This is a genomic window from Bacillus sp. SCT118 (assembly GCF_058566435.1).
Genome location: NZ_CP191225.1, coordinates 3,491,688 through 3,516,959, shown reverse-complemented (window position 1 = coordinate 3,516,959; position 25,272 = coordinate 3,491,688). Strand labels below are relative to the sequence as shown.

General features: G+C 35.8%; 25 protein-coding genes, 7 tRNA genes and 3 pseudogenes. 26 read left to right on the top strand and 9 right to left on the bottom strand.

The genetic code is table 11. The features are described 5' to 3' along the window. Positions 1–4 precede the first annotated feature (4 nt). Positions 5–2,164, top strand: coding sequence for a Tex family protein (locus ACQVGT_RS18095; RefSeq protein ID WP_015382839.1), 2,160 nt, complete (start codon positions 5–7; stop codon positions 2,162–2,164). Positions 2,165–2,173: 9 nt separating this feature from the next. Here ACQVGT_RS18095 and cmpA read toward each other — a convergent pair whose 3' ends face one another. Continuing rightward, positions 2,174–2,287 (bottom strand): cortex morphogenetic protein CmpA, encoded by a 114-nt coding sequence (cmpA, locus tag ACQVGT_RS18090; protein ID WP_003225207.1) that lies wholly within the window; start codon positions 2,285–2,287, stop codon positions 2,174–2,176. Positions 2,288–2,390: 103 nt separating this feature from the next. Here cmpA and ACQVGT_RS18085 point away from each other — a divergent pair, with 103 nt between their 5' ends. The 8 genes from ACQVGT_RS18085 to ACQVGT_RS18050 all read left to right on the top strand — a co-directional run bounded on the left by ACQVGT_RS18085 (position 2,391) and on the right by ACQVGT_RS18050 (position 3,683). Continuing rightward, positions 2,391–2,843 (top strand): SprT family protein, encoded by a 453-nt coding sequence (locus ACQVGT_RS18085; RefSeq protein WP_003234309.1) that lies wholly within the window; start codon positions 2,391–2,393, stop codon positions 2,841–2,843. 122 nt (positions 2,844–2,965) lie between these two features. Then, positions 2,966–3,040, top strand: a tRNA-Asn gene (locus ACQVGT_RS18080). Positions 3,041–3,044: 4 nt separating this feature from the next. Next, positions 3,045–3,135 (top strand) — tRNA-Ser (locus tag ACQVGT_RS18075). A 29-nt stretch (positions 3,136–3,164) separates the two neighbouring features. Further along, positions 3,165–3,236 (top strand) — tRNA-Glu (locus ACQVGT_RS18070). 11 nt (positions 3,237–3,247) lie between these two features. Beyond that, positions 3,248–3,322 (top strand) — tRNA-Gln (locus ACQVGT_RS18065). A 27-nt stretch (positions 3,323–3,349) separates the two neighbouring features. Continuing rightward, positions 3,350–3,425 (top strand) — tRNA-Lys (locus ACQVGT_RS18060). Between the two features lie 11 nt (positions 3,426–3,436). Next, a tRNA-Leu gene (locus tag ACQVGT_RS18055) sits at positions 3,437–3,518 on the top strand. An 81-nt stretch (positions 3,519–3,599) separates the two neighbouring features. Beyond that, positions 3,600–3,683 (top strand) — tRNA-Leu (locus ACQVGT_RS18050). An 84-nt stretch (positions 3,684–3,767) separates the two neighbouring features. On the opposite strand, the pseudogene ACQVGT_RS18045 reads toward ACQVGT_RS18050, so the two are convergent. From ACQVGT_RS18045 to ACQVGT_RS18035, 3 genes and pseudogenes are all read right to left on the bottom strand, one after another. After that, positions 3,768–3,927 (bottom strand): annotated as a pseudogene (locus ACQVGT_RS18045) (tyrosine-type recombinase/integrase); the annotation flags it as partial. Between the two features lie 804 nt (positions 3,928–4,731). Beyond that, positions 4,732–4,854: a class III lanthipeptide gene (locus ACQVGT_RS18040; protein ID WP_187290709.1), complete on the bottom strand. Its 123-nt coding sequence runs from the start codon at positions 4,852–4,854 to the stop codon at positions 4,732–4,734. Between the two features lie 62 nt (positions 4,855–4,916). Next, entirely contained in the window at positions 4,917–5,066 is a 150-nt protein-coding gene (locus ACQVGT_RS18035) for a hypothetical protein (protein WP_154304909.1), read from the bottom strand. Positions 5,067–5,257: 191 nt separating this feature from the next. Between ACQVGT_RS18035 and ACQVGT_RS18030 the strand changes: the two genes are divergently transcribed. The 11 genes and pseudogenes from ACQVGT_RS18030 to srtD form a co-directional block, all read left to right on the top strand. After that, the gene (locus ACQVGT_RS18030; RefSeq protein ID WP_236822440.1) at positions 5,258–5,872 is read left to right on the top strand and encodes a trypsin-like serine peptidase; all 615 of its coding nucleotides are present in this window, start codon (positions 5,258–5,260) and stop codon (positions 5,870–5,872) included. Positions 5,873–5,886: 14 nt separating this feature from the next. After that, complete coding sequence (gene lanKC / locus ACQVGT_RS18025; RefSeq protein ID WP_015482834.1) at positions 5,887–8,574, top strand: class III lanthionine synthetase LanKC; 2,688 nt, start codon at positions 5,887–5,889, stop codon at positions 8,572–8,574. Continuing rightward, complete coding sequence (locus tag ACQVGT_RS18020) at positions 8,537–8,665, top strand: class III lanthipeptide (RefSeq protein ID WP_187290710.1); 129 nt, start codon at positions 8,537–8,539, stop codon at positions 8,663–8,665. Before lanKC (ACQVGT_RS18025) ends, ACQVGT_RS18020 begins: the two co-directional genes overlap by 38 nt. 37 nt (positions 8,666–8,702) lie before the next feature. Continuing rightward, the gene (locus ACQVGT_RS18015; RefSeq protein WP_187290711.1) at positions 8,703–8,831 is read left to right on the top strand and encodes a class III lanthipeptide; all 129 of its coding nucleotides are present in this window, start codon (positions 8,703–8,705) and stop codon (positions 8,829–8,831) included. Positions 8,832–8,867: 36 nt separating this feature from the next. Then, complete coding sequence (locus tag ACQVGT_RS18010; protein ID WP_187290710.1) at positions 8,868–8,996, top strand: class III lanthipeptide; 129 nt, start codon at positions 8,868–8,870, stop codon at positions 8,994–8,996. Between the two features lie 36 nt (positions 8,997–9,032). Next, entirely contained in the window at positions 9,033–9,161 is a 129-nt protein-coding gene (locus ACQVGT_RS18005) for a class III lanthipeptide (RefSeq protein ID WP_187290712.1), read from the top strand. A gap of 37 nt (positions 9,162–9,198) precedes the next feature. Beyond that, on the top strand, positions 9,199–9,327 hold the full coding sequence (locus ACQVGT_RS18000) for a class III lanthipeptide (protein WP_187290710.1): 129 nt from the start codon (positions 9,199–9,201) through the stop codon (positions 9,325–9,327). 318 nt (positions 9,328–9,645) lie between these two features. After that, on the top strand, positions 9,646–12,216 hold the full coding sequence (gene lanKC, locus ACQVGT_RS17995) for a class III lanthionine synthetase LanKC (protein WP_015382842.1): 2,571 nt from the start codon (positions 9,646–9,648) through the stop codon (positions 12,214–12,216). A gap of 89 nt (positions 12,217–12,305) precedes the next feature. Then, positions 12,306–14,039, top strand: coding sequence for an ABC transporter ATP-binding protein (locus ACQVGT_RS17990; protein ID WP_015482836.1), 1,734 nt, complete (start codon positions 12,306–12,308; stop codon positions 14,037–14,039). A 316-nt stretch (positions 14,040–14,355) separates the two neighbouring features. Further along, on the top strand, positions 14,356–14,730 hold the full coding sequence (locus ACQVGT_RS17985) for a YdeH family membrane protein (protein WP_015482837.1): 375 nt from the start codon (positions 14,356–14,358) through the stop codon (positions 14,728–14,730). Between the two features lie 247 nt (positions 14,731–14,977). Next, positions 14,978–15,361: pseudogene (srtD, locus tag ACQVGT_RS17980) on the top strand (class D sortase, LPxTATN-specific); the annotation flags it as partial. A gap of 121 nt (positions 15,362–15,482) precedes the next feature. On the opposite strand, the pseudogene ACQVGT_RS17975 reads toward srtD, so the two are convergent. Beyond that, positions 15,483–15,646, bottom strand: a pseudogene (locus ACQVGT_RS17975) (VOC family protein); the annotation flags it as partial. A gap of 245 nt (positions 15,647–15,891) precedes the next feature. On the opposite strand from ACQVGT_RS17975, the gene ACQVGT_RS17970 reads away from it, so the two are divergent. Then, positions 15,892–16,125, top strand: coding sequence for a helix-turn-helix transcriptional regulator (locus tag ACQVGT_RS17970; protein ID WP_003240464.1), 234 nt, complete (start codon positions 15,892–15,894; stop codon positions 16,123–16,125). Further along, positions 16,122–16,475 (top strand): hypothetical protein, encoded by a 354-nt coding sequence (locus ACQVGT_RS17965; RefSeq protein ID WP_015482840.1) that lies wholly within the window; start codon positions 16,122–16,124, stop codon positions 16,473–16,475. The genes ACQVGT_RS17970 and ACQVGT_RS17965 overlap by 4 nt, the downstream gene beginning before the upstream one ends. Before the next feature lie 434 nt (positions 16,476–16,909). On the opposite strand, the gene desA is transcribed toward ACQVGT_RS17965, so the two are convergent. After that, positions 16,910–17,938: a Delta(5) desaturase DesA gene (gene desA / locus ACQVGT_RS17960; protein ID WP_015482841.1), complete on the bottom strand. Its 1,029-nt coding sequence runs from the start codon at positions 17,936–17,938 to the stop codon at positions 16,910–16,912. A 182-nt stretch (positions 17,939–18,120) separates the two neighbouring features. On the opposite strand from desA, the gene ACQVGT_RS17955 reads away from it, so the two are divergent. Then, positions 18,121–18,219, top strand: a complete 99-nt coding sequence (locus tag ACQVGT_RS17955; RefSeq protein ID WP_144052048.1) for a molecular chaperone TorD family protein — start codon at positions 18,121–18,123, stop codon at positions 18,217–18,219. A 437-nt stretch (positions 18,220–18,656) separates the two neighbouring features. After that, on the top strand, positions 18,657–18,857 hold the full coding sequence (gene cspC / locus ACQVGT_RS17950; RefSeq protein ID WP_003234247.1) for a cold shock protein CspC: 201 nt from the start codon (positions 18,657–18,659) through the stop codon (positions 18,855–18,857). 689 nt (positions 18,858–19,546) lie between these two features. Here the strand turns inward: cspC and ACQVGT_RS17945 are convergent. Together ACQVGT_RS17945 and ACQVGT_RS17940 are read right to left on the bottom strand one after the other, a co-directional pair. After that, positions 19,547–20,008 carry a CarD family transcriptional regulator gene (locus ACQVGT_RS17945; RefSeq protein WP_029317377.1) on the bottom strand — a complete coding sequence of 154 codons (462 nt, stop codon included), beginning with the start codon at positions 20,006–20,008 and terminating at the stop codon, positions 19,547–19,549. Positions 20,009–20,666: 658 nt separating this feature from the next. Next, a complete protein-coding gene (locus ACQVGT_RS17940; protein ID WP_015382847.1) occupies positions 20,667–21,554 on the bottom strand; it encodes an AraC family transcriptional regulator in 888 nt (295 codons plus the stop codon). A gap of 113 nt (positions 21,555–21,667) precedes the next feature. On the opposite strand from ACQVGT_RS17940, the gene ACQVGT_RS17935 reads away from it, so the two are divergent. Further along, positions 21,668–22,627 carry a DMT family transporter gene (locus ACQVGT_RS17935; RefSeq protein ID WP_015482842.1) on the top strand — a complete coding sequence of 320 codons (960 nt, stop codon included), beginning with the start codon at positions 21,668–21,670 and terminating at the stop codon, positions 22,625–22,627. 151 nt (positions 22,628–22,778) lie between these two features. On the opposite strand, the gene ACQVGT_RS17930 is transcribed toward ACQVGT_RS17935, so the two are convergent. Next, entirely contained in the window at positions 22,779–23,651 is an 873-nt protein-coding gene (locus tag ACQVGT_RS17930) for an AraC family transcriptional regulator (RefSeq protein WP_015382849.1), read from the bottom strand. 227 nt (positions 23,652–23,878) lie between these two features. On the opposite strand from ACQVGT_RS17930, the gene ACQVGT_RS17925 reads away from it, so the two are divergent. Then, complete coding sequence (locus tag ACQVGT_RS17925; protein WP_015482843.1) at positions 23,879–25,267, top strand: aminotransferase-like domain-containing protein; 1,389 nt, start codon at positions 23,879–23,881, stop codon at positions 25,265–25,267. The last annotated feature ends 5 nt before the right edge of the window (positions 25,268–25,272 follow it).

The window sequence follows — 25,272 nt, the reverse complement described above, 5'->3', positions numbered from 1 at the left end:
TTACATGGAAACGTCAGCCCTTTTAAAACAGCAAATTGCGAAAGAAATAGGTTTATCACAAAAACACGTTGAAAGTGTCATCCGCCTGCTTGAGGACGGCAATACAGTCCCGTTTATTGCCCGGTATCGAAAAGAGCAGACGGGTTCAATGGATGAGGTTCAGATTCAGACGATTTCTGAACGCTGGCAATACATACAAAACCTGAATCAGCGAAAAGAAGAAGTCATCAGGCTGATTGCAGAGCAGGATAAACTGACAGATGATCTAAAACGTAAAATCGAGCAATCGGTGAAGCTTCAGGAAGTGGAAGACCTTTATCGCCCCTATAAACAAAAACGTAAAACAAAGGCGACAGTCGCCAAAAGCAAAGGCCTTGAGCCGCTTGCCGACTATATCCTGACACTTCCACAAGAAGATCGTCTGGCAGCAACAGCAGACCAATACATCAGCGAAGAAAAAGAAGTGTTCACACGAGAAGAAGCGATTGAAGGCGCCAAGCACATTATTGCGGAACAAATCTCAGACGAGCCGACTTTCAGAAAGTGGATTCGCCAGGAAACCTTCAAAAGAGGAACCATTAAGTCTGCAGCCGGAAAGTCGGCAGACACCGATGAGAAAAATGTGTATGAAATGTATTACGAGTATGAAGAGCCAATTGCAAAAGTCGTTCCGCATAGGGTGCTGGCAATGAACCGCGGCGAAAAAGAAGACATTTTAAAGGTGTCGATCGAACCGCCTGCGGATCACATTAAGGCGTATTTAGAAAAACAAATCATCAAAAATCGCTCAACATCCGTAAAAGAGATTTTGCAGGAGACAATTGAAGACAGCTATAAAAGGCTGATCCAGCCGGCAATCGAGCGTGAAATCAGGAAAGAGCTCTCAGAAAAAGCTGATGAACAGGCGATTCATATTTTCTCAGAGAATTTGAGAAAGCTTCTTTTGCAGCCGCCGATGAAAGGCAAAACCGTTCTCGGTGTTGACCCAGCCTTTCGAACTGGCTGTAAGCTCGCTGTGTCAGATGAGACCGGAAAAGTCTTGAAAATTGATGTGATCTATCCGCATGCGCCAGTCAACAAAACAAAAGAAGCCCATGAAAAAGTAAAAAAGATTCTTGAGCAGTATCAAGTCGAGATGGTGGCGATCGGAAACGGCACAGCATCCAGAGAAACAGAGCAATTCATCGTAAATGTACTGAAAGACATGCCGCGCAAAATTTATTATGTGATTGTCAATGAAGCGGGAGCAAGCGTCTATTCGGCTTCAGAGCTTGCCCGAGAAGAATTCCCTGACCTTAAGGTTGAAGAGCGCAGTGCCGTATCTATTGCGCGAAGACTTCAAGACCCGCTCGCGGAGCTCGTTAAGATCGATCCGAAGTCTGTTGGTGTTGGGCAGTATCAGCATGACGTCAGCCAAAAACGGTTAAATGAATCTCTGCGGTTCGTCGTCGAAACGGTCGTAAACCAGGTGGGAGTAAACGTTAACACAGCCTCCGCCGCGCTGCTTCAATATGTAGCTGGATTATCGAAGTCTGTAGCAGGCAACGTTGTCAAAAAACGTGAGGAAATCGGAAAGTTTTCAAATCGAAAAGAACTGAAGGACATCCCGAGGCTCGGTGCGAAAACCTATGAGCAATGTATCGGTTTCTTAAGAGTGCAGGAAGGGACAGAGCCTTTGGATAGAACAGGCATCCACCCGGAAAGCTATAAAGAAACAAAAGCGCTTTTGAAAAAACTCGGACTTTCAACAGAACATATCGGCACGGCGGAATTGAAGGACAAAATCAATCAGCTGGCGCTTTCTGAAACGGCAAAAGAGCTGGGAATCGGAGAAATCACTCTGAAAGATATTTGTGAACAGCTGACAAGGCCGGAACGCGATCCACGTGATGAGGTGCCTAAGCCTTTGCTGAAAACAGACGTCCTTCAGCTGGAAGATTTGAAAGAGGGAATGGAACTGCAGGGCACCGTGCGCAATGTAGTGGACTTCGGAGCGTTTGTTGATATCGGAGTTAAACAAGACGGGCTTGTGCATATCTCAAAACTGAGCAATCAATTCGTTAAGCATCCTCTTGATGTCGTATCTGTCGGCGATATCGTGACAGTTTGGGTTGACGGCGTAGATGTACAAAAAGGCAGAGTATCGCTGTGTATGGTAAAATAAAAGCACTGCTTACGAGCAGTGTTTTTTCCTATAGAAATACCAGCATTGATTCAGCAGTTTAATTTGGTAATTATCTTTTTCAAGGAACGCTTTTTGCATCTGCTTTTTAAGCCAATTTGGCATAGGCTCATTCCTCCTCAGCTTTTATCATAAGAGGGACGGTGATTACCATATTGTATGCGAACGGTGAATTGTCCCGTTCAATGTTTTTTAAGTGAGGTGCACTATGGATAATATAGAGCTTCAAAAGCTGACAGAGGATATTTCTAAAACATATTTTAAAAAGCCGTTCCGCCATCAGGCGCTTTTTAATGACAGGCTTAAAACCACGGGCGGAAGGTACCTGTTAACCTCCCATAACATTGAATTGAACAGAAAATATTTGATTGAACACGGCAGGGAGGAGCTGATCGGCATCATCAAGCATGAGCTCTGCCATTATCATCTTCATCTTGAAGGAAAAGGGTACAAGCACAGAGACAGAGATTTTAGAATGCTTTTGCAGCAAGTCAACGCGCCGAGGTTCTGTACACCCCTTAAGAAAAAAGCGGAAAACAAAAAAACTTATATGTATATCTGTACGGCCTGCGGCCAACAGTATATAAAGAAGCGCGCCATGAACCCTGACAGATACAGGTGCGGAAAATGCCGCGGAAAAATAAAAAGAATTTTTTCGTGAAAAAGGTTGACGAATATGGCAAGCCTGTGTTACATTATAAAAGTCGTTACGAGAGATAAATAAAAACATTTACCTCTTGACACTGTAAATCAAGGCTGATATAATAAGTCTTGTCTCATTATTCCACAGTAGCTCAGTGGTAGAGCTATCGGCTGTTAACCGATCGGTCGCAGGTTCGAATCCTGCCTGTGGAGCCATATTGGAGAAGTACTCAAGTGGCTGAAGAGGCGCCCCTGCTAAGGGTGTAGGTCGCGTAAGCGGCGCGAGGGTTCAAATCCCTCCTTCTCCGCCATAAGATTTCGATATAAGTTCTCAACCATCGGCCCGTTGGTCAAGCGGTTAAGACACCGCCCTTTCACGGCGGTAACACGGGTTCGAATCCCGTACGGGTCATTCCATTTCGTTGGGCTATAGCCAAGCGGTAAGGCAACGGACTTTGACTCCGTCATGCGTTGGTTCGAATCCAGCTAGCCCAGCCATTTTTATTTTTTAAAATCTAATAGTAAGAGCCATTAGCTCAGTTGGTAGAGCATCTGACTTTTAATCAGAGGGTCGAAGGTTCGAGTCCTTCATGGCTCACCATTTGTCTTTTTGCGGGTGTGGCGGAATTGGCAGACGCGCTAGACTTAGGATCTAGTGTCTTACGACGTGGGGGTTCGAGTCCCTTCACCCGCACTTTATTTACAAAGTGCACGCAAATGGTTTTTACTAGGTTAAGAGCCTACTAAACCAGCACAAACACAATTTCATGATCACGCGGTCGTGGCGGAATGGCAGACGCGCTAGGTTGAGGGCCTAGTGGGTGAATAACCCGTGGAGGTTCAAGTCCTCTCGGCCGCATCAATGATACCAAGGGTTGTAGACCCCTGGTATTTTTTTATGCTCTCTTTTAATTTTAAGGTTTACTCCTTTTTACTCCACTTGTTAAAATAATGCATTCAGCTTATCAGCAGTTCTTTTTGTTTATTGGAAAAGAGATGCAAGAAAAATCAGTTGTTGTTCTGATGGGAGTATGTCCAAGTCGTTCTTTTATTGTGATATAATCTTCTCTTTGATCAATTAACAATTTGACATGGGAATACTTTAGCTGTGAAGTCAGGTTGGTTAAACTCCTTCTCAATTTAAGAACCGCTACTATAAAATAATGTGAATAGCAAAGAGGGACTTGTTTATTAAAGAGAGAATGTGAAGGGAACGAATAGGAAAACATCTATTCATTTGATAGGTAATTATGAAAAAAGAGATTATCTTAATTACTGAGTACTAGGAAGATACATGATGGAAATATACGTCAATAAGCAATATAGAATGGTTCCAAGTTACGATACGATTGTCGCCCATATAAGGTCACTAAAATTAGAGAAAATCTTAAAAAGGGTTCAAAGGCGACTGTGTAAAGTTTAAAACCTTTTTGTGGGGAGATCTTTTGCGTTTTCCACCCGTACTTGTTTATTTAGCTTTCATCCCCCTAAACTAGATATTCTTAGTCCAATAGTGATAAAAAGAATGGGCGATCTTCCTCTATAACTTCCTTAAACGGACGCCATTCTCGTAACTCTACCTTCTATCAGTCGCGTTCCCAATAACCTGATTAGATGAGCAGGTTATTTTATTTCAACTGATGAATTAATGAAGCTGTACTTTGCTCTCTTTTTTTCTTTTGAATAGATTGCACAGAATAAAACCTATACCATTAACCCCTGCATATGGTAGCAAGCAATTCACTTTTCTGCTCCATATTCATATACCTTGGTCTAACTACGGTTACTTTGGTACGCCTCCAAACCTCTGATCTAATTTGCACGATATAACCTAAATAAAAAGAGCTATAAAGAAGCTGCCCTTAAAAATTTTAAGGACAGCAAGATGATATAAACTTCACTATAAATTAACAAATAAACAAACTTATGTTACTTCTGCCTAAACAGCCAATACTCACATTGGATTGAATTTTATTACTCTTAGGTATATCGGTGTCATAAAGTTTCTGAAGTGAAAGAACTTTTTTCATAATGCTATACCTCCAGTTTATTCATTTGATTGTGAAATAGTAAAACCTAATGGAAATCTTCGTTAAAAACCACCTACGGAAGTACAAGCGTATAGACTTACTGAGCTGCCTTGACCACCCTCACAAATAAAAATACTGAGAACTGACTTTTTATCAGGGCTGTCACTTTTTTTCGTTGATAATTTTTGAAGTGCCAAAATTTTATCAGACATTATAACACCTCCTTTTTGATTATGATTTTGTAAAAAAAGTGAAAATTTTCACTTTTATCCATTGTAATATTTCCCATAGGGTATTACAATATAAATAACTTAAATTGCCTAAAAAAGAAAAAAAAGAAATAGAAAGGTAATGAGTCATGGATAATATATGTAAACTTAGTTTTCAATTAGGAAAATCAAAAGTGAATTCATTAGGTAGCGCATCTATTATCATATACAAAGATGAATTCTTTGTTGCTACTGCAGCTCATTGCCTATACGATGTAGGCAGTAATGAAATAGCTAAAAACATATCAATAGAAGTAGAGAACTGTGGAATGAAAGAATCATATGATGTACTAAATATAGTAATACCTGAAAAATGGATTAGTACTCATAGGTTAACTTATGACTATGCTTTTGGATGGATTAAATTGCCTGAAAGCATGAGGAATGTTGCTTTTATTCCTAACTTTGATTTAAGTGGGATGATAGAAGAGCATAATAAAGCGGTTACATTAGCAGGCTACCCAATTTCATTTTTTAAATCTCAGAAGAAATACTCTAAAGGAGATTTAGATTTAACTCTTTTTAAAGAAGAGCAGCTTATTGGAATGAGATCCAAACTTAAACATGGGATATCTGGCGGTCCTTGGTTTTTTGAAAGTAATAATGAAAAATTCCAGATTGGTGTTACATCTGCTAGGATTAAAAGTTTCAAAAATATGGTTTGGGCGTCTATTTGGACTAAAGATACAGAAAGAATACTAAACAAGTTATTGACAAGTGAGATGCAAGAAAAAATTATTCTAGCCTAAAGTGAGGGATTTTGATGGATTTAAGATATGTTGAGTTTTTGAGCCCAGGCAATTTATTTTATGAATTGGTAACACCGAATAAAATAGTAAACAATTATCGTATCCCTAGCTTAAATTCTGAAGAGTGGCAACAAAACACGGATATTAATTGGAGTTATTGTATTAACACAAAGAAAAAGATGCCCAAACAAGGATGGAAAATACATATCACTACAGATATTGATGAGGCACAAAAGACTTTAGATATTGTCCTTCCATATCTCATAGAAAATGAAATATCCTTTAAATTTGTTCCTAATGAAAGGCAATTATTATTCAAAAACTCTAAAAACGGAGACAGAGCATCTTCGGGTAAATTCATTACAATCTATCCTTATGATAACAAGACTTTTCTAACATTACTTTCAGATTTAGATAATCTGACTAAAGCTTTAAAAAAAGGTCCTTATATATTGAATGATAAACGCTGGAAGTATTCAAATGTCTTCTTTCGTTATGGAGCATTTGTATCTATGTATGTGAATAAAGATGGACAAAATGTTCCAGCAATTCAGCGACCTGATGGCACATTAATTCCAGATGTCCGTGCTCCATATTATGAAGTTCCTGACTTTGTTGAAGAACCTGTTGAAATACAAATCATGACTAAAAAAGTTGATGCAGAACTTGATAAAGAAGACACATCGAAGTTTGATTCATACAATGTTATTTCTGCACTGCATTTTAGCAATGGTGGTGGAGTATATAAAGTTGAAAAAAACGGGAAAACGTTTGTTATGAAAGAAGGAAGACTTGGTTCAGGTTTGGATCGGTTGAAACTAGATGGTTTTAAACGAATTTATAAAGAGGCTGAAACAATAAAGCAATTAAGTGAGAAGCCTTACATAGTTGATTTTTACGATTACTTTGAGATTTGGGAAAATAACTATTTGATTGAAGAACATGTATCAGGAATTTCTCTTATGGAATATGTATCTCAAAACTTTCCGTTTTCATATAAAGAAGATAAAGATATTTATATGGAACGCATGATGCATGTGATAGATCAGTTGATTGATGCTTTAAAAGATCTTCATAGAAGTAAGATTGCACTCGGAGACTTACAGCCAAATAATGTATTGGTATTAGAGGATTACTCAATCAAATTAATAGACCTAGAAACTGCTGTAACTCCCGAAAGCAAATACACCCCCGCCTTAATGACTCCTGGTTACGTTACGGATCAAGCAGAAACTTTTGAGCAAGCAGATTGGTATGCATTACTTAGAATTTGCAGGTTTTTATTTTTACCGATAGAAAATTTATCTGATCTGTCAATTGATATTGAAATAAATCAAGATAAATGGATTGGAGAGAATTTTGGGGATGAAGTTTTAAATAAAATTCAAGAAATTCAAGAGAAGACATTACCAACCATCAAGAAATTAAGTAAAGCTGCTACTTTAACAATTCCACCAATGAAAATAAACTACAAGAATGTTAATGAAATAACTGAAGGTTTGCGAGCTGGAATTATGAGTCATTTAAAACCTAAGTCAGAAAGTTTAATATCCGGAGATATCAGGCAATTCATTGAAAAAATGGGCAGTCTATCAATCGCTAATGGAGGATTTGGGGGAATAATGGCCTTGGATAGAACAGGGACTCTATCCGATTCAGTTTATCAATGGGTTGATCATGTATTGGAGACAATATTGAATTTAGACACGGAAACATATAAAAATTTCCCGCTCGGTTTATTTAATGGTATCTCAGGCATATTGTCCGTTTTATACGATATTGGATATAAAGAAGAAGCAATTAAACTGTTAGAGACAATGCCTTTTCCAGATACTGAAGATTCAGATTTAACACTGTTTTCTGGATTATCGGGAATTGGATTAAACTACCTGGCGTTTTATAGCATTACTCAGAAAAAAGACTTTCTAGATCGCTCTATAAAAATAGGAAATAGAATAATAGATGCCTATAAAGAAGACTGCTCCATCACTGTAAGGGATCCTTATGCAATGCCGTATGGCTTGTTAAATGGCTGGTCTGGAATCAGCTTGTATATTCTAATGTTAGGCAAGGCGACAAATGACAATGACTTAATAAAGCTGGCTAGCGAAATTTTCAATAAAGAAATAAGCAAAAACATTGAAATTGATTCTAAATTAGAATTAGCACAAATAAAAGAATATTCATTGGGCTATAAAAGGTTGATACCATATCTTGGTGAAGGTGCAGCTGGGATTGCATTAATTATGCTGGAATTCAATAAAAATCTTCCTGATTTTATGACAGAAAGTAATACTGAACTATTCAAAAAACTAACTAATGTTACAGACTTATATAGCACATTTGCAAGTGGCATCTTTCGAGGTGTGGGAGGAATGATTATTCTTGCGAATGCAATGAAATGTGCAGGGGTAAATACAGGCTCATTAGAATATACCATTAAAGCACTCGGGAATTATCTCCTGTATAAGAAACACGAAGGAATTTTAAGTCCAGGAGAGTATGGTTACCGACTATCTTTAGACTTACAAACAGGAAACAGCGGATTACTACTTGCTCTTTCTGATATAGATAGTGATAAATGGAGTAGTTGGTTACCGTTACCTAAAAACAATAATCTGAATCTCTTTGAAATAGACAAGTTCATTAAAGGAGGTGAAACAAATGAAAAAGCTATTATCACTTCAGCACAAAGCACTTGATAAAGAGGTTACTCTATTAAAAGGCAGATCATCAGTAAGCTTAGGCTGCGATAAGATCAGTACAGTAAGTTTGTATTTCTGCGGTAACTAAAGGTTACCCTCTGTTTATACTAAAGGAGGTGAAATAAATGAAAAAGCTATTATCACTTCAGCACAAAGCACTTGATAAAGAGGTTACTCTATTAAAAGGCAAGTCATCAGTAAGCTTAGGCTGCGATAAGATCAGTACAGTAAGTTTGTATTTCTGTGCTAACTAAGATTACTCACTGTTTAGACTAAAGGAGGTGAAATAAATGAAAAAGCTATTATCACTTCAGCATAAAGCACTTGATAAAGAGGTTACTCTATTAAAAGGCAGATCATCAGTAAGCTTAGGCTGCGATAAGATCAGTACAGTAAGTTTGTATTTCTGTGGTAACTAAGATTACTTACTGTTTAGACTAAAGGAGGTGAAATAAATGAAAAAGCTATTATCACTTCAGCACAAAGCACTTGATAAAGAAGTTACTCTATTAAAAGGCAAATCATCAGTAAGCTTAGGCTGCGATAAGATCAGTACAGTAAGTTTGTATTTCTGTGGTAACTAAGATTACTGCTGTTTAGACTAAAGAGGAGGTAAAACAAATGAAAAAATTATTATCACTTCAGCATAAAGCACTTGATAAAGAGGTTACTCTATTAAAAGGCAGATCATCAGTAAGCTTAGGCTGCGATAAGATCAGTACAGTTAGTTTGTATTTCTGTGGTAACTAATGATTTTGGACAACCCTACTTAAAGAAAAGAGAGGGGATCATCCTCTCTTTTCTTTGTATTACCCAAAAAGTAAATACAATAAACTATCTAAAAAATATAAGAGGAGTTGGATGAAATGTCAAGAGGAAAGCAAATCAGTAATATCCTGAAATTGCAGAGCTTGGAGAGTGGTTCAGCGTATAATGCAGGGGCGACAGGTACCGTAGAAGGCCAATCACTATCTTTTTATAGTATAGCTTTTTGTGCTACCCCTCTTCCTGTCAGCGCAGTGAGTGCAGCTTTTTGCAACTAACTAATCAATTGAAAGGGTTGTAAATATGGATTTGCGATATTTAAATTATCTTAGTTCGACAAACAATTCTTTTTACACAAAGCCGGATATCCCTAATAGGGAGTCGGCTTTGTATATTTCTAATATACCTAATAACTATGAAACTATAAAAGAAAATCATTGGATTCATATCATGAATAAAGATTATGAACTTCCAATGCAAGGTTGGAAAATTCATATAAGTACTACAATAGATTCTGCAGAAAAAACATTAGAAATTGTATCCAATATATTGTTCGCTTATAAAGTCTCTTTTAAATATGTTAAAAGTTTATGGGAACTAAGTATTAAAAATTCAAAGTATAGCGACAGATCTTCTGCAGGTAAGTTTATTACGATTTTCCCGTCAAATGAAGAAGTATTTCTAAATTTGTTGAAAATATTAAGCAGGCAGCTAGACACTCTTCCTAAAGGTCCTTATATTTTAACAGACAAAAGATGGTACGACAGTAATGTTTACTTTAGATATGGTGCATTTATTGGCATGTATTTTTATGAAGATAATAAAAAGGTATATGCTATTCAAAATCCTTCTGGTGACTTAGTTGAAGACTCAAGAAGTCCTCATTATTCTATACCCGAATTTATCACTGAACCTGCTCCAATAAGAGAGATGGATAATAAATTAGAAAACGAGTTAGCTGAACCTACTCCATTAGATGATATAGAGGTTATCCATGCAATTCATTATAGTAATGGAGGGGGAGTCTACTTAGCCCTAGATAAACTAGACAAAAAAGTTATCCTTAAGGAAGGAAGACCAAATATCGGATTAGACAGTCTTGGAATTGATGCCTTTACAAGAATAAAAAATGAAGCGATAATTTTGGAAAAACTTGAAGGGACGCACTATCCCGTAAAAATATATAATTTTTTTAAGGCTTGGGAACATCATTTTATTATTGAAGAATATATTGAAGGCACATCACTTAGAACTTGGCTTGCAACAAAATATCCTTTTTATACGAATGAACCAAATAAGGAATATCAATATCTAAAATCAGCATTAAATATTTTGGATCAATTAATAGATGCTCTAACTGAAATTCATAATCACGGAATAGGGATAGGAGATTTACAGCCCTCAAATATTATTATTACACCTGAAGAAAATATACGATTGATAGACTTTGAAACTGCTAGTTTTATTAATGATAGTGTACCATCAGGTTTAAAAACATTTGGTTTTACTGGCGGGCCTAATTTGACTAGAAAACAAGCGGATTGGTTTGCATTACTAAGAATATCGAGATATTTATTTTTGCCTATTGGTCCAGTTCAAGATATTTCTTCAAAAATTTTAGAGATACATGATAGATATATTGAAAATTATTTTGGCTCCGAAGCTATAAAAATAATTAATAAAATACAAAATATATGTTCACGAGTTCAGGCAAATCCAGCTAAGGATTTACTGAATTATGAATATAAATATAAACATATTAAAGAAATGACACTAAATGAAATGAAGATATCACTTCAAAATAATATAATAAAAAATATGTTTGTTGATGAAAGGGTAATCTCAGGAGATATTAGACAGTATGAATTAAACAATGGATTATTTAATATCTTAACTGGCGGTTTTGGAGCTGTATTAGCCTTTAATAGAACAAATATTCAAAATGAAAAATTAAACGAATGGGTAGGTAATCAATCTTTAGACGATTTATTGAAGATGGAAAATGGACTTTTGACTGGCAAGGCTGGAATAGCCACTAGTTTATGGGAATCAGGTTATTTTGACAAAGCAAAACATCTTTTTGATAGCATTAATCATTTTAAAAATAACAGTGATATAACATTATCATCTGGACTATCTGGAATCGGTTTAGCTTTTTTAGGCCTTTCATATGAAAAAGACTCTATCAAATATCTTAACAAATCTATAGAAATTGCAAACCGGCTAGAGGAATTATTAGAAAAAAATGTTTCAATCGTTCCTTATGATATAGATATAATTCCTCGTGGTCTTATCAATGGGTGGTCAGGTGTTTCACTCTTTTATTCTTGTTTATATAAAAGAACTAAAAATCCTAAATGGCTTATTTTATCGAAAAGATCTATTGAAAAAGACTTGATCACTGGTAAATTTGATGATTACGGAGCTTATCAATTAGAAGATATATCAAGAGTAGTTCCTTATTTAGATGGTGGAAGTGCTGGTGTTGGGTTCGCATTAATTGAATTGAGTTTACTTTTAAAGGACGATTTATGGAGAGAGGAATTAGAAGGGATTTACAAAATCGTAAAATCAAAGTGTTTTTACAATTGTGGGTTATTTCGAGGTACTGCTGGGATAATCGCTGCTAGTAATGCAATTGATAAATATTATAACCGGGGTATAAATACTGATAATTTGAAAACTTTAGATCTACACCTCTTTAAAGGAAAGGTCGAAATATATACTCCTGGAGACTTTGGATATCGTTTATCAAATGATATATTTTCCGGTTCATTAGGATTGTTGCTCGTAATACAAGGTATTATAAATAATACTAATTATATGTGGCTCCCTGTGATGAACATCAAAAAAGTATTTGAGTCTAACTCTTAATTATTTATCTCCCTCAATTAAGAGTGTAGGTAGAAACTTTTCTAATATTTTTTTGAATATGGATATCCGAAGTAAAAAAGGAGATTATTATGAGACCTAAAAACCCCTTATTCTTTTTATTATGTAAAATAAAACTTCCATTATTATTAATTTTGTTTGCTATTTCTATTTCATCTATAGGCAGCATTAGTGGTTTGTTTATACCTCTATTTACAGGTAAGGTTGTTGATAAATTTTCTGAGAACACCTTTGATTGGAGATTTATAGTAATTTTTTTATGTATGTTTTTAATTAACGCGATCTTGAGTGGTATTGGGTTATATTTTCTCAGTAAAATTGGTGAAAAGATGATTATGGCAATTCGTTTTATGCTATGGGAACATATAATCAAATTAAAAACCTCTTTCTTTGATAATAATGAGAGTGGTTCAATAATGAGTCGTATCACAGACGACACCAATGTTATCAACGCTTTTGTATCTCAAAAATTACCCAATATAATACCTGCTATAATCACTATTTTAGGCTCTGTTATCATTTTATTAAGAATGGATTGGCAAATGACTCTTATAACTCTTATTATAGTGCCTATATTTTTAGCAATAATTATCCCTTTAGGCGGAATGGTAAGGAAAATCTCAAAAAAAGCACAATCCGAAGTCGCAAGCTTTAGTGGTTTATTAGGACGTGTCTTAACAGAAATACGTCTTGTAAAGATATCTAATACAGAAAATCAAGAATTGAAAAATGCTTATAACAACCTTTTTGAAATATATAAATTAGGGTTAAAAGAGTCTAAGATCATTTCAATTATACAACCTTTAACTAGCCTCATCCTTTTACTGACTATAGGAATTATTCTGGGATTTGGCGGTATAAGAGTCTCAACGGGTGTAATATCTGCTGGCACCCTAGTAGCTATGATTTTCTATGTTATACAATTATCAGGCCCTTTGACTAATTTTTCAACGTTACTTACAGACTATCAGCGTGCGATAGGAGCTAGCCAAAGATTAAGTGAAATTCTACTTGAGCACAAAGAAGAGCTAGAGTCCAATAAGAATGCTTTAGATATTGATTTCAGCAATCAAAATTTGAAATTTTCAGAAGTGAGTTTCAAATATGATGATAAACCGATTTTGAATGAAATAACTTTTGATATCCCAAGTAGAAAGGTTACTGCTTTTGTAGGGCCGTCTGGTTCTGGTAAAAGTACTATTTTCAATTTAATTGCACGTTTGTATGAATTACCCCCAAGTAATGGGAGCATATCACTTGAAGGAATACCGATTAACGAATTTAACTTATCAGATTGGCGGAATAAAATTGGATATGTAATGCAAACCAACGCAATGATAAATGGCACCGTAAAAGATAATATTACTTATGGAATCAAAAGAGAAATTAGTGAAGATGAAATTATTAAGTATTCTAAATTGTCTAATTGCCATGAATTTGTTATGTTGTTAGATAAAGGTTATAGCACAATAATTGGCGAAAAAGGAGTGAAGTTGTCAGGAGGTCAGCGTCAACGAATTGATATTGCAAGAAACTTTATTAAAGATCCTGATATTCTATTATTGGATGAGGCAACAGCAAGTTTGGACAGTGAGAGTGAGAGAAAAATACAGAATTCACTAGAAGAATTAATGAAAAATAGAACTACAGTAATAATAGCTCACAGATTAGCAACAATTAAAAAAGCAGATCAAATCATTTTCTTAGACCAAGGAGTGATTACTGGTAAAGGAACTCATGACCAATTAATGCTTACCCATGAAAAGTACAGGCGATTTGTGTCAGCCCAAAAATTGGCTAACTAACTAAACTCGCCCCTTTAATCTATTTATTAGTAAATTTAATATCATTATCTAAATCATTTATGTTAAATGAATTAAGATACCTTACAAATTTAGTGTAATCTTAACAATAGTAAGATGAGGAATACTTTTTGCATTAGTTAAACTGAAAAGCAGCTAATTATTCGGTATAGTCTGTGTATGTTATGTCTTGATAAGTAGTAATAAATATTACTTTAGCTGTAATTTGACTGCATATACTTTGATTGAGAACATAAAATGGTTATAGAAAAAGACGGATAATCCGGTTTTAAAGTAATTATAAAAAGGAGTTAAAACGATGGTAAAAAGATTTTTTCTGGTTTTACTCACACTAATTATGTCTATAGTTGTTATGCTAGTGGCTGCTAAAAATTCTCCTGGAGATAATGTCATTTCATTTGAACAGCCTCGAATCTTAATGATATCAATGGGGATAGTGGTATTTTTATTCATTCCTCCGTTAGTCATGTCCTTTTTTGGTAATTGGGTTGTAAGAATCGTATCTGGTGTATACCAATGTTTTATTGCTCTAACCTTTCTGGGGCTCATTCCAATAGGATTTTTTATTCCCGATGGCTTTTTGACCATGGTTGTTTCTATTGCAGGAACTTTAATCAGCATAGTTAGCGTTGTAGTAACCTTTATTGATAGGAATAAAGAAGTTAAATCTTAGCTGAAATAATATAATAAGGTTAGAAGGCTTTATCCTTAATTTCAAGGAAAGGAGCTTTCTTTTTTTATAGGTTTATATGTTGAATGACTAACGCCCTTGATGACTGATGGTTGCTTTTAGTGTAGATACTCGGAAAGAAAGTTACAGGGCGTATCTTAACAGTTCCTAAATCTACAGTTCCCAAATTGTTCATTTACAATAAAATAAATCCTCTCAAAGGGCTGCAGTTTCTTGTCCGTAATTTCTTGGTGTCCTCGAGATTCCAAAAATAGACGCAGAGCTTCGGACTGTAGAGGGAACGGATGCGGATGATTTGGAAAAAGGAGTCGGCCACTACAAAGGCAGTTATTATCCAGATGAAAACGGACAAATTGTTCTATAAGGTCATCGGGATATACTTACCGTATTCCGCCGGACAGGGGAACTAAAAAAAGGTGATCAATTAAAGGTTCTGCTGCCATATGGGAGCTTTTCATATGAAATAGACAAAACAAAAATTGTAGACCAAAAAGATACGTCTATTATTACGCTGCAGCATAACAAAGAGGAGCTAATTCTAACAACTTGTTACCCATTTTCATATATCGGTAATGCACCAAAGCGGTATATCATTTATGGAAAGAGGATTTAAAATATTCTGAAGAATTAGCCGGCGAGACTTTCTCGTCAGTTTTTTTTAATTGGATGGGCTTTTGAATGGGAAGATGGATTAAAGTCTTCCGGAAGTGAGTAGCGAGGTTGAAGGTAACTTTGGCAAGTTTTAGTCCTGTTTGTAAGTCAAAAAAGGCTACTACACCATGTTCAAATTCTGTACCACTATTCCTTGTGTAGGCAGACCCAGACCATCTCGATAAAAGCGCAATGAATTTTCTAAGTTATCTACGCCTAAAGTGATTACTGTAATCCGTGGTTTCATTAGCAATGTAACCTCCTAAGTTAATTGTAATTAAATTAAATCAAAATGGAATATGAGAAAAACTAGAATATCAAAGATTAGGCTGACGAATTTTCGTCAGCTTTTTTAATCATGTTCTTTCTGCATTCTGGTTCATGTTAAATCATAGTAATCTAGGTTAATATAAAAGTATTTTGTATATTTATATAAGTTTACTTTACTTTTTTATAAGGTGAGTTTATAATTTAGTTCAAGAGGTGATGGTCATGAAGAAAGATTTTGGTGATTCGATCTCAAATAAGGTTTATGAATATCGTGTACTTGCCAGATTGTCTCAGCAAGAATTAGCAAAGAAAGTCGGGGTTTCCAAACAAACCATCTTTGTAATGGAGAAAGGAAATTATGTTCCGACTCTGCTGTTAGCTTTTCGAATTGCCGAATTTTTTAATGTGGATGTAAACGAGATTTTTACTTATGAGAAAGGAAATGATCAAAAATGAAAATGAATTCGATCACAGATACGATCACCAACGCAATTTTTTCCCCTTTAAAGTCCTGGGCTGAACATTCTCCGGGAAATTGGAATATTCTTATTGGCAGTGGGTTTGTATTGCTTGTAGTCGGATTGATACTGACATTCGTATTTACTAAAAAAATGGGTAAGACTGACGAAAGAACAAACCAAATCGCTTTAAAAGGTAGCCTCTGTACATTATGTGCACTAATTTTTTGCGACTTGCTTTTCCCAAAAGAATATATGTGGCAAGTTTTCTTCTTATTTAAGTATTCTATTGCATTCTTCGCTTCAGCAATCTATCTAGCTGTTCGATATAAAAAAGATTTTATGTGAATTCAATAACCGAGAAAGATAGTGTCTCTGTAGTTGTAATTGTTTTAGGAGAGGGAACGAATATGAAATCATTTTATAATGAGATTTGGAGAAGTGAGGAAGTGGGTTTTTGCTCACCAATTATTAACCATAATTCATACAAACTTATAGAAATGATGTAAAGTGGAGTTAGAAAGTGCAATGAAAAAAAGCTTTCATAACCAATGATATGGATTTACTATGTTGAGGGCCCAGTGGGGTGAATAAACCGTAAAGGTTCAAGTTCTCTCGGCCGCACCCCAATAATACCAAGGGCTTAACCATCTTTGGTGTTATTTTTTTGCGGAAAATACGGCAACAAATGTACCGCATTGTGGAGTCCACTAAAAAAGTGCTGACTTCTGCACAACATCGTTGCGCGAGTCTGCACTTTCTGCGATTATGGGGAGTTTATTTTAATCCGTTGTTAGCCGCGCCGATACTTGGCTTTTAGAAGCTTTTTTTAAGTGGCTAAAACCAACAAATTTTTTGCCTTCTTCATCCCATAGGCGGAACTTTAATGATTTAAGGCTTGTTGCCAGTGTAATGGTCGGAACGTTTTGCAATGGTTCAGTGTTGTTATGCACTTTTTCAAGCTTATAGTTTGGGACTCTCGGGCTTAAATGATGAACATGATGAAAACCGATATTGCCTGTTAGCCACTGCATGACTTTTGGAAGTTTATAAAAAGAGCTTCCTTCAACTGCTGCTTTTACATATTCCCAATGCTCATCTTCTTCAAAATAAGAATCCTCAAACGTATGCTGAATATAAAACATCCAAATTCCGAGAGAGCCCGATATCATAAAAATCGGCACCTGAACCAGCAGGAAGTTTTGCCAGCCAATAGCCCAACATAAAAGTGCTGCCAAAGCGACGATCCCCAGGTTCGTTACATACGTATTCATCCGTTCTTTGCGTTTTGCTCCTTTTCGATTAAAACGATTGGCAATCCCGAAAACGTAAATCGGCCCAATAATAAACATAACAAACGGATTTCTGTACAATCGGTACATTATTTTTGTCTTCGTTGAGGCCTCCTTATATTCCTCAACCGTCAGTACCCAAATATCGCCTGTACCGCGTTTGTCCAGATTGCTGCTTGTCGCATGATGGACAGAATGATCGTGTGCCCAATGATCAAAAGGATGCAGAGTCAGAATTCCTGTTAATGTTCCAAGGATTCGATTCGCCTTTCTGTTCTTAAAAAAGGAATAGTGGCAGCAATCATGAAAGATGATGAAGGTTCTCACTAAAAAACCTGCCGCAACTACAGAAATCGCTAATGTAAGGAAATAAGAAATCGACAAGCTCTTATATGCCAAACACCATAACAGGAAAAATGGCACCAATGTGTTAATTATTTGACAAATACTTTTGTGTAAATCGGATTTTTCATAAGGTGTAACCAGTTTTCTCAAAGTCCTTAGGTTTTGTTCTTTCATATTCAAAAGTTTCCCCTTCCCTGGTGATCTTCTAAGTGTAGAAAACGTTTTATAGCCTTTGAAGGCCCAACGTTATACACACCATATATGATAAGTATTCTTCCCATTCATCTGTAAAATTATTGGAAATGATAAACTGATTTCCAGTTCAATTACATCATTTATTAGCAGAGTCAGCCGGGATACAAAAGGCGTATGAAGATTATACCCAGCACTTTATCGGGTCAAACTCTCTCAATGCTCCCCCATGGGGATCGATTTATTTAGACCTTGAACATTGATTGTTTGAAGAAAAAAGGAATGAAGTAATGGGGATATCCATGAGTGACTGTTTGGAAACGTCTGCAGAAACAAAGTTTTACAAGTGAAAAGCCCTGCTTTTAAAAGATTATCTTGCTCTTGAACAAGAAACAGCTGAGCTTTTCATTAATGAAGTACTATTAAGCAAAGAAAGACACTCGTGATTCATTTTTCACGGTGTTTTCAAACCAAAGTTTTTAATAGGCCTCTTACTCTGCGCTGATATACACATGTTTAACAGATAATGCCATGAATAAATCGGAAATATAATTTGCAGTTATTTCCGATTCCTGATATAATAAAGAAGAATTATTTTTGTTCGGTGTAAAGGATAGTATGAATATTGACTTTTCGTCTTGATGATACTTTGGGCAAGGATAGTATATACTGTGTGGTTACACACTAGGAGGCAACAAAAATGGAACAAGGTACAGTTAAATGGTTTAATGCAGAAAAAGGTTTTGGCTTTATCGAACGCGAAAATGGAGACGATGTATTCGTACACTTTTCTGCAATCCAAAGTGACGGATTCAAATCTTTAGACGAAGGTCAAAAAGTATCGTTTGACGTTGAGCAAGGTGCTCGTGGAGCTCAAGCTGCTAACGTTCAAAAAGCTTAATCTTCAATCGTTTATACAAACAGGCTCTTTATATAGGGCCTGTTTTTTTATGTCTATATCATACTCAATAAAAAACCCTACTCAACGTTCGAGTAGGGAGATGCTACAAGGTAATAGAAAAAGATTTAAAACTTCAAAGGTTTGTTTACAGTATAACATACTGGATTGACAATATGCGGAATGTATATAAATTATTTAATGTTTTGTTCAAATATAACTCTTTGTTTTTTCACTAACCTGCTCGTTAATTTAAGTAAGATTAGATAAATTATAAAAATGGTTTCATTTGGATGTTACCAACTCGCATATCTCTTTTATGAAAAGAAGATAAACAATTATTATTCAATGTGGCAGTGGATATAAGAAATTCTTAAAAATAATGAGGAGATCGATTGTTTTTTCTCCTGGAAATAATCACTTAGAGATACCTAAAACAATGAAAGCCCTACCTCTCTTCCATCCTTACGGCTCCTTGTCCGTGCCAGTGTGAATCAGGATACTAAAAACAAGTGACTATTTTATTGAGTTTTTTGGTAAAACTTCAATCTTCGCAGAAGAAATGTAAATAATAAAAATGGATTAGAATGTAGGAATAACAAAAGAGGTCGTTAATATTCTAAAAATAAGTTGGAGAAGATTTGTTTTTTATCATAATATTCCGAAATATTTTTCGGGATGCAATACACTATCTAACCGAAACTTTTTATTTGATTTTCAGTGATTCCTTTAATTACTTCCAGTTCACTAATCAAAAATTCATATGCATTATCCAGCATTTTTTTTTCGCTTGCATTAAGTGCTTTTTCTTTCTTCATACGCATTAAATCACGTACAACTTCAGCGCCTTCTTGTATTTCACCCGTTTTTATTTTGTCCGTGTTTATTTTATACCTTTGCTTCCATGGCAGTAACCTATCTGATTCTCCATGCTGAAAAATGTGCATAATGTGTTTTAATGCAAGTATATCGGTAACTGGTCGTATATTCGAACTCAATATTTTACGCGTTGGAATCATAACTGTCATATTACTGATTGACATTCTTATGACATAATACTGTTGTTTTTCCTCTAAGAATTCTTTTTCTTCTATGGCTTCAATTATACCTGCTCCGTGCATTGGATAAACAATGTTATCGCCAATTTGAAACATATCATCCACCTCCATATATGGTAACCTTCTTAAGATTACCATATATGGAGGTGGAATATCAAACTTTTAATAATAACATGATCGAATTTTTGATGTCAATAACTTTTTTAAAAAAACAGATCGAGCAAAAACAACATCAAAACAATAGGGGAAAGGTCAATTGATCCGTGTATATCCTGAAACCTCGACTAATTAACATAGATCAGTTTTTCATTGAAAATGAGTTATTCAATTTCCTTTGTAATTCATGACTGAGCTCAATGACATCACAGAAATGATTTGAGTAGATAAGAAGGAACGATATTCGTGAAATGTCAGCTAAAAATATTTTAAAACACATGATTGAGGATAGTTCTCAAATTGATATGGATAACAGCCCACTTACTTAATGATGCATTTTCACTTATCTTGCGGACAGAAAAAGGTTTGCTGACATTGAACATTTTGCTACCGAGATTGGCATTATGTTTATTATCAGGGAAATTGACAACCTAAAAATGGGTATTGAGGTGAGAAGAAAAATAAAGAAAGGAGAGATAATAAATGAAGACCAGAACAAAAAGAAGTAAGGGGAAAGAACAAGGTTAATTGAAAAGCAAACTATATAAAAATAGTTTGCTTTTCTTTTTGTTATGAATTCACTTCTTTTTCTTTCTCTTTAATGACTATGTCTCATATGAATTTTTTTGTATGATAATGGCGTCATATTCATCGCTTGTTGAAATTTACTTATGAAATAACTGGTACTGTTAAATCCAACTTGATAAGACACTTCTGTCACATTGGATTCAGGGTGTTGCAGTAATAATAAGCTTTTTTGAATTCTATAATCCATTACATAACGTAATGGCGTCTTATTCAGCATTCGTTTAAAATAACGGCAGCACTCAGAACGGCTCAGTTGGCCAGCTTTTGCAATGTCCTCTAATGTGATTTTTTCAGCATAATGGAGATGGATCCAGTTTAACATTTGTTTCATTCGATGACTTTTTATCATTTCAGATTGATCGTACTCTAATTGAAAACCATTAATGACCAGGTTTTTCCACATTAACGTTAATTGCATCGTAATGTCAATCTCATAGAGCGATGTCTTTTGTTGAATCAATAGATTTATTTTTTTAACAGCATCTAGAATATTTTTTGCCCACTGTTGATTTCCATCCAAAAATAAATAGGGCAAATTGGTTGAAAACATATAGGGCTGAACATAGCTTGAATACAGTTCCTGAGATAAAACGAAATGGGGTGACACATTCAAGCAAATATACGTACAATCCGAGCCTTCCTTTTCTTCGGCCATGTGCAGGCAGCCACTATTGATAAACAATCCATCCCCTTCGTGAACCTCTATTTTTTCTTCATTTATTTGAAAGAGAGCTATCCCTTTTAGTATCAAAACAAATTGGATTTCATCATGCCAATGAAGCGGAATATAGCCATTTATATTTTGATTGATCCTTGTCTCGTAACAGGCAACCGGTAATTCTACCGTTCGGTGCTCTGTTAATTCTTTTAAATTTTGATCGATCACGAAATTCTTCATTCAGACATTCTCACCTCAATATATTTATATTTTTTCATTCGATTTGAGTATTTTTTATGAGGTTATGCATTTATCATAACACTATTATTATATTTATTAGTGAGGAGTCATGTATGGATACTTCCAAAAGAGGAATGGGATTGGTCTATGTTATAACAGGGGCGACATGTTGGGGAATTGGAGGCACAGTAGCCAAAAAACTTTTTCAAGAATATCAAATTGATGTCAATTGGCTTGTAACGACACGCTTGCTTACGGCTGGAATGTTGCTTTTAATGCTGCAATTGTTCAGAAAGGATCGGTCTCAGGTTATTGAGGTTTGGAAAAACAAAGCGTCGGCTGGCCAGCTTCTTATTTTTGGCCTATTGGGAATGCTAGCTGTGCAGTACACATATATGGCATCCATTCAACATGGGAATGCTGCCGTTGCTACGTTATTGCAATATTTATCCCCAGTAATCGTCATTATCTACACGCTTTTGCGAAAACAAACGGTTCTTACCAAACAAGATATCATTACTGTTGTACTTGCTTTAGTGGGTTGCTTTTTTTTGTTAACAAATGGTTCAATATCTCAACTTTCAGTGCCGGCAGCTGCAGTAGTATGGGGAGTTTTATCAGGATTCGCGGCAGCTTTTTATACTTTATATGCCGTTGGTTTATTAAATAAATTTGATTCTCTTGTCGTTGTAGGTTGGGCTATGATTATTGGCGGTTTTGCATTGAGCTTTATCCATCCGCCATGGCAACTGGATTTTCAACGATTAACTGCTGAGGCGTATGCATATATTTTATTTGTGATATTATTTGGAACAATGATTGCGTTCTGGTTCTTCATAAAAAGCTTGGAAAGCCTTTCTCCCAAAGAAACAAGCCTATTAGGCAGTTTAGAACCTCTATCCGCTGTTGTAACAACTGTCGTTTGGTTAAAAGCGCCATTTGGTTCTTTTCAATGGATTGGTGCTATTTGTATTATAGGGATAACTTTAATATTGGCTTTACATAAAGAGCCTTCTATGCAGAGTGAAAAATCTTTATTAAAGATTAGGAATCATGCAAATAGGGATATATAAAGGCTTTTTTGCTTACATGAACGGTCCGGCAATGAAAGATACTGGTGGAGTTTGAGCCCTCTCGGCAGTATCAAAAATACCAAGGGTTTTGACACCCTTGGTATGATTTCTTCAAGAACCTTCAATTCTTCTTCTCTGATCGAAAAACGTATTACTTTTTTGTAATTGGTATCCAAATTTCACTTTTAAAAGATGGTGATGTTACATCCTTATGCTCGTTCCACAGTATTTCTGGGCCTTCTATTTGTTCATAATTTGACGATGGAAACCATTCGGAATAAATGCGTCCCCATACTTCTTGCAGTGTATCCGGAAATGGTCCGATTGATTCGAATACAGCCCATGTTGAGGCAGGAACTTCAAGCCGCGAGAAGTTATCTGGACACTGTTTCGTTGTGGCTGCGCCAATATAGTGATCGAGCTCTCCGTTTTCCTCTGTCCGACCTTCAGAAAAATTCGTGGATGCACTAATGAGTCCTGATGGTGCTACATTAGAAAGCTCTTTTAGTTTATTTATTGCTTTTTCATCTAAACTTTCCCACATAGATGCAATTTCCGGATTAATCCCATTGAAAATAATAGGAACTCTTTTTTTAATGCCAACGATGCGAAATGCCTCTTTTTCTTCAATACGGTAGTTCATTTCATTTCCTCCTTTAATTGTTAGCTGGAAGGTCATTCGTGGATAAGCTTTAAGGGAATGGCCATTAAGTCTGGCTTTTGATGGGTTTATGCCATGTAAATTTTGGAATGCCCTTGCAAAAGAATCTGGTGAGTTATAACCGTACTTTATTGCAATATCAATCACTTTTACATTGCTGTCTTTCAGTTCAAAAGCTGCAAGAGTAAGACGTCTGCGACGAATATATTCCGATAATGAAATACCTGCAAGGAAGGAAAACATCCTTTTAAAATGATATTCAGAGCAGAAAGCAAGCTTTGCTGCCTCTTTAAAATCAATATCATTAGTGAGGTTTTCTTCAATATACGTTAACGCCCTATTCATACTTTTAAGCAAATCCATTTATTTGGCCTCCTTTAACCAAAAGAATAACAGGAGTGAAATGTATTTATCCGACATTCTGTGCACAGTTTTGCAGGATGACTTATATGAAATAAAGTAAGTGATTCACTTGTATTTGTACAGGTTTTATTAAAGCATGCTGTTCATAAAAAGGCATCAATAAAAGAAAGTTATAATTGTCTTATAAGCAGCACATTCATATAATTGAGTGAAAAAGGATGCGTATCATGCCTATCAATTCTTTTGAAAACTATCCGATGAGCTGGAAGCCATCGATTGATAAAGCTGAAAAGCCTATTTATAAAGCACTTGCAGGGCAATTGGAACAGGATATTATAAACGGAGTTTTATTACCTGGAACAAAACTTCCTCCACAGCGAGAATTGGCCGATTATTTAGATTTAAATGTGAGTACGATTTCAAAAGCATTTAAAGTGTGTGAGTTAAAGGGATTGTTAAGTGCGACTGTAGGGAGCGGCACATTTGTATCGTATGATGCGTTATCGAATTCGTATTTACTTGAGGATACAAAGCCGAAACATTTAATTGAAATGGGAGCAACACTTCCGGATCACGCTTCATACGAGCCCTTGTTACACCAACTAAAAAACATGGTTCATGAGGAGGATTATGAAAAATGGTTTAGCTATGGCCGGGCAGGTGAAAGCCTTTGGCAAAAAGATGCAGCTGTAAAGCTCATCCAAAGAGGCGGGTTTGAAACAACTGTTGATCACATTTTATTTGCAAATGGGGGACAAAATGCGATTGCTGCGACTTTGGCGAGCCTTTGTAAGCCTGGAGACCGCATCGGTGTTGACCATCATACGTACCCTGGATTAAAAACTGTTGCATCATTGCTTAGTGTGCAAATCGTACCGATAAAATCAGAGAACGATGAAATGAGTCCGCAGTCACTTGAATACGTGTGTAAAAATGAAAATATTAAGGGCGTTTATTTGATTCCGGATTATCATAATCCGACAGCTTCCTTTATGTCTGTTGAGAATCGAAGAATGGTTGCAGATATTGCAAAGAAATATAATCTATTTGTTATTGAGGATGCATCGTACCATCTTCTCAACAAAAATCCGCTTCCGGCACTCGCCTCATTCGCACCGCAACAGGTTATTCATATTGCAAGTTTATCAAAATCGTTAGCGCCTGGGCTTCGGCTAGCCTATGTAGCGGCGCCGAGTCAATTTAAGGAGGCGATTTCAAAGGCACTTTATAATTTAAATATAACCGTTTCCCCGCTATTAGCTGAACTTACTGCACGCACGATTGTATCAAATCAATTTGAAGTCTTAATTGAGAGTCATCGTGAACAAACCATTCGCAGAAATCAAATCGTAAACCGATATTTTGCGGGATATACATGTTTAGGTGTTGAAACAGGCATTTTTCGTTGGTTGATGTTACCGGGTAAAATGACTGGCGCTCAATTTGAAGAGTTGGCTGCTCGACATGGCGTGCAAGTGTATGCGGCTGAACGCTTTGTTGTAGGAAATAGTTGTCCAGAAAGGGCTGTAAGGGTTTCTGTCTGTGCACCAAAAACACTTGAAGAGCTTGAGCAAGGAGTAATGATCCTGAGACGTTTGCTAGACGATCTTACCTAATATTG

Coding starts and splice junctions, on each gene's coding strand:
- ACQVGT_RS18095 (WP_015382839.1), top strand. CDS start 5: ATGGAAACGTCAGCCCTTTTAAAACAGCAAATTGCGAAAGAAATAGGT.
- cmpA (WP_003225207.1), bottom strand. CDS start 2,287: ATGCCAAATTGGCTTAAAAAGCAGATGCAAAAAGCGTTCCTTGAAAAA.
- ACQVGT_RS18085 (WP_003234309.1), top strand. CDS start 2,391: ATGGATAATATAGAGCTTCAAAAGCTGACAGAGGATATTTCTAAAACA.
- ACQVGT_RS18040 (WP_187290709.1), bottom strand. CDS start 4,854: ATGAAAAAAGTTCTTTCACTTCAGAAACTTTATGACACCGATATACCT.
- ACQVGT_RS18035 (WP_154304909.1), bottom strand. CDS start 5,066: ATGTCTGATAAAATTTTGGCACTTCAAAAATTATCAACGAAAAAAAGT.
- lanKC (WP_015482834.1), top strand. CDS start 5,887: ATGGATTTAAGATATGTTGAGTTTTTGAGCCCAGGCAATTTATTTTAT.
- ACQVGT_RS18020 (WP_187290710.1), top strand. CDS start 8,537: ATGAAAAAGCTATTATCACTTCAGCACAAAGCACTTGATAAAGAGGTT.
- ACQVGT_RS18015 (WP_187290711.1), top strand. CDS start 8,703: ATGAAAAAGCTATTATCACTTCAGCACAAAGCACTTGATAAAGAGGTT.
- ACQVGT_RS18010 (WP_187290710.1), top strand. CDS start 8,868: ATGAAAAAGCTATTATCACTTCAGCATAAAGCACTTGATAAAGAGGTT.
- ACQVGT_RS18005 (WP_187290712.1), top strand. CDS start 9,033: ATGAAAAAGCTATTATCACTTCAGCACAAAGCACTTGATAAAGAAGTT.
- ACQVGT_RS18000 (WP_187290710.1), top strand. CDS start 9,199: ATGAAAAAATTATTATCACTTCAGCATAAAGCACTTGATAAAGAGGTT.
- lanKC (WP_015382842.1), top strand. CDS start 9,646: ATGGATTTGCGATATTTAAATTATCTTAGTTCGACAAACAATTCTTTT.
- ACQVGT_RS17990 (WP_015482836.1), top strand. CDS start 12,306: ATGAGACCTAAAAACCCCTTATTCTTTTTATTATGTAAAATAAAACTT.
- ACQVGT_RS17985 (WP_015482837.1), top strand. CDS start 14,356: ATGGTAAAAAGATTTTTTCTGGTTTTACTCACACTAATTATGTCTATA.
- ACQVGT_RS17970 (WP_003240464.1), top strand. CDS start 15,892: ATGAAGAAAGATTTTGGTGATTCGATCTCAAATAAGGTTTATGAATAT.
- ACQVGT_RS17965 (WP_015482840.1), top strand. CDS start 16,122: ATGAAAATGAATTCGATCACAGATACGATCACCAACGCAATTTTTTCC.
- desA (WP_015482841.1), bottom strand. CDS start 17,938: ATGAAAGAACAAAACCTAAGGACTTTGAGAAAACTGGTTACACCTTAT.
- cspC (WP_003234247.1), top strand. CDS start 18,657: ATGGAACAAGGTACAGTTAAATGGTTTAATGCAGAAAAAGGTTTTGGC.
- ACQVGT_RS17945 (WP_029317377.1), bottom strand. CDS start 20,008: ATGTTTCAAATTGGCGATAACATTGTTTATCCAATGCACGGAGCAGGT.
- ACQVGT_RS17940 (WP_015382847.1), bottom strand. CDS start 21,554: ATGAAGAATTTCGTGATCGATCAAAATTTAAAAGAATTAACAGAGCAC.
- ACQVGT_RS17935 (WP_015482842.1), top strand. CDS start 21,668: ATGGATACTTCCAAAAGAGGAATGGGATTGGTCTATGTTATAACAGGG.
- ACQVGT_RS17930 (WP_015382849.1), bottom strand. CDS start 23,651: ATGGATTTGCTTAAAAGTATGAATAGGGCGTTAACGTATATTGAAGAA.
- ACQVGT_RS17925 (WP_015482843.1), top strand. CDS start 23,879: ATGCCTATCAATTCTTTTGAAAACTATCCGATGAGCTGGAAGCCATCG.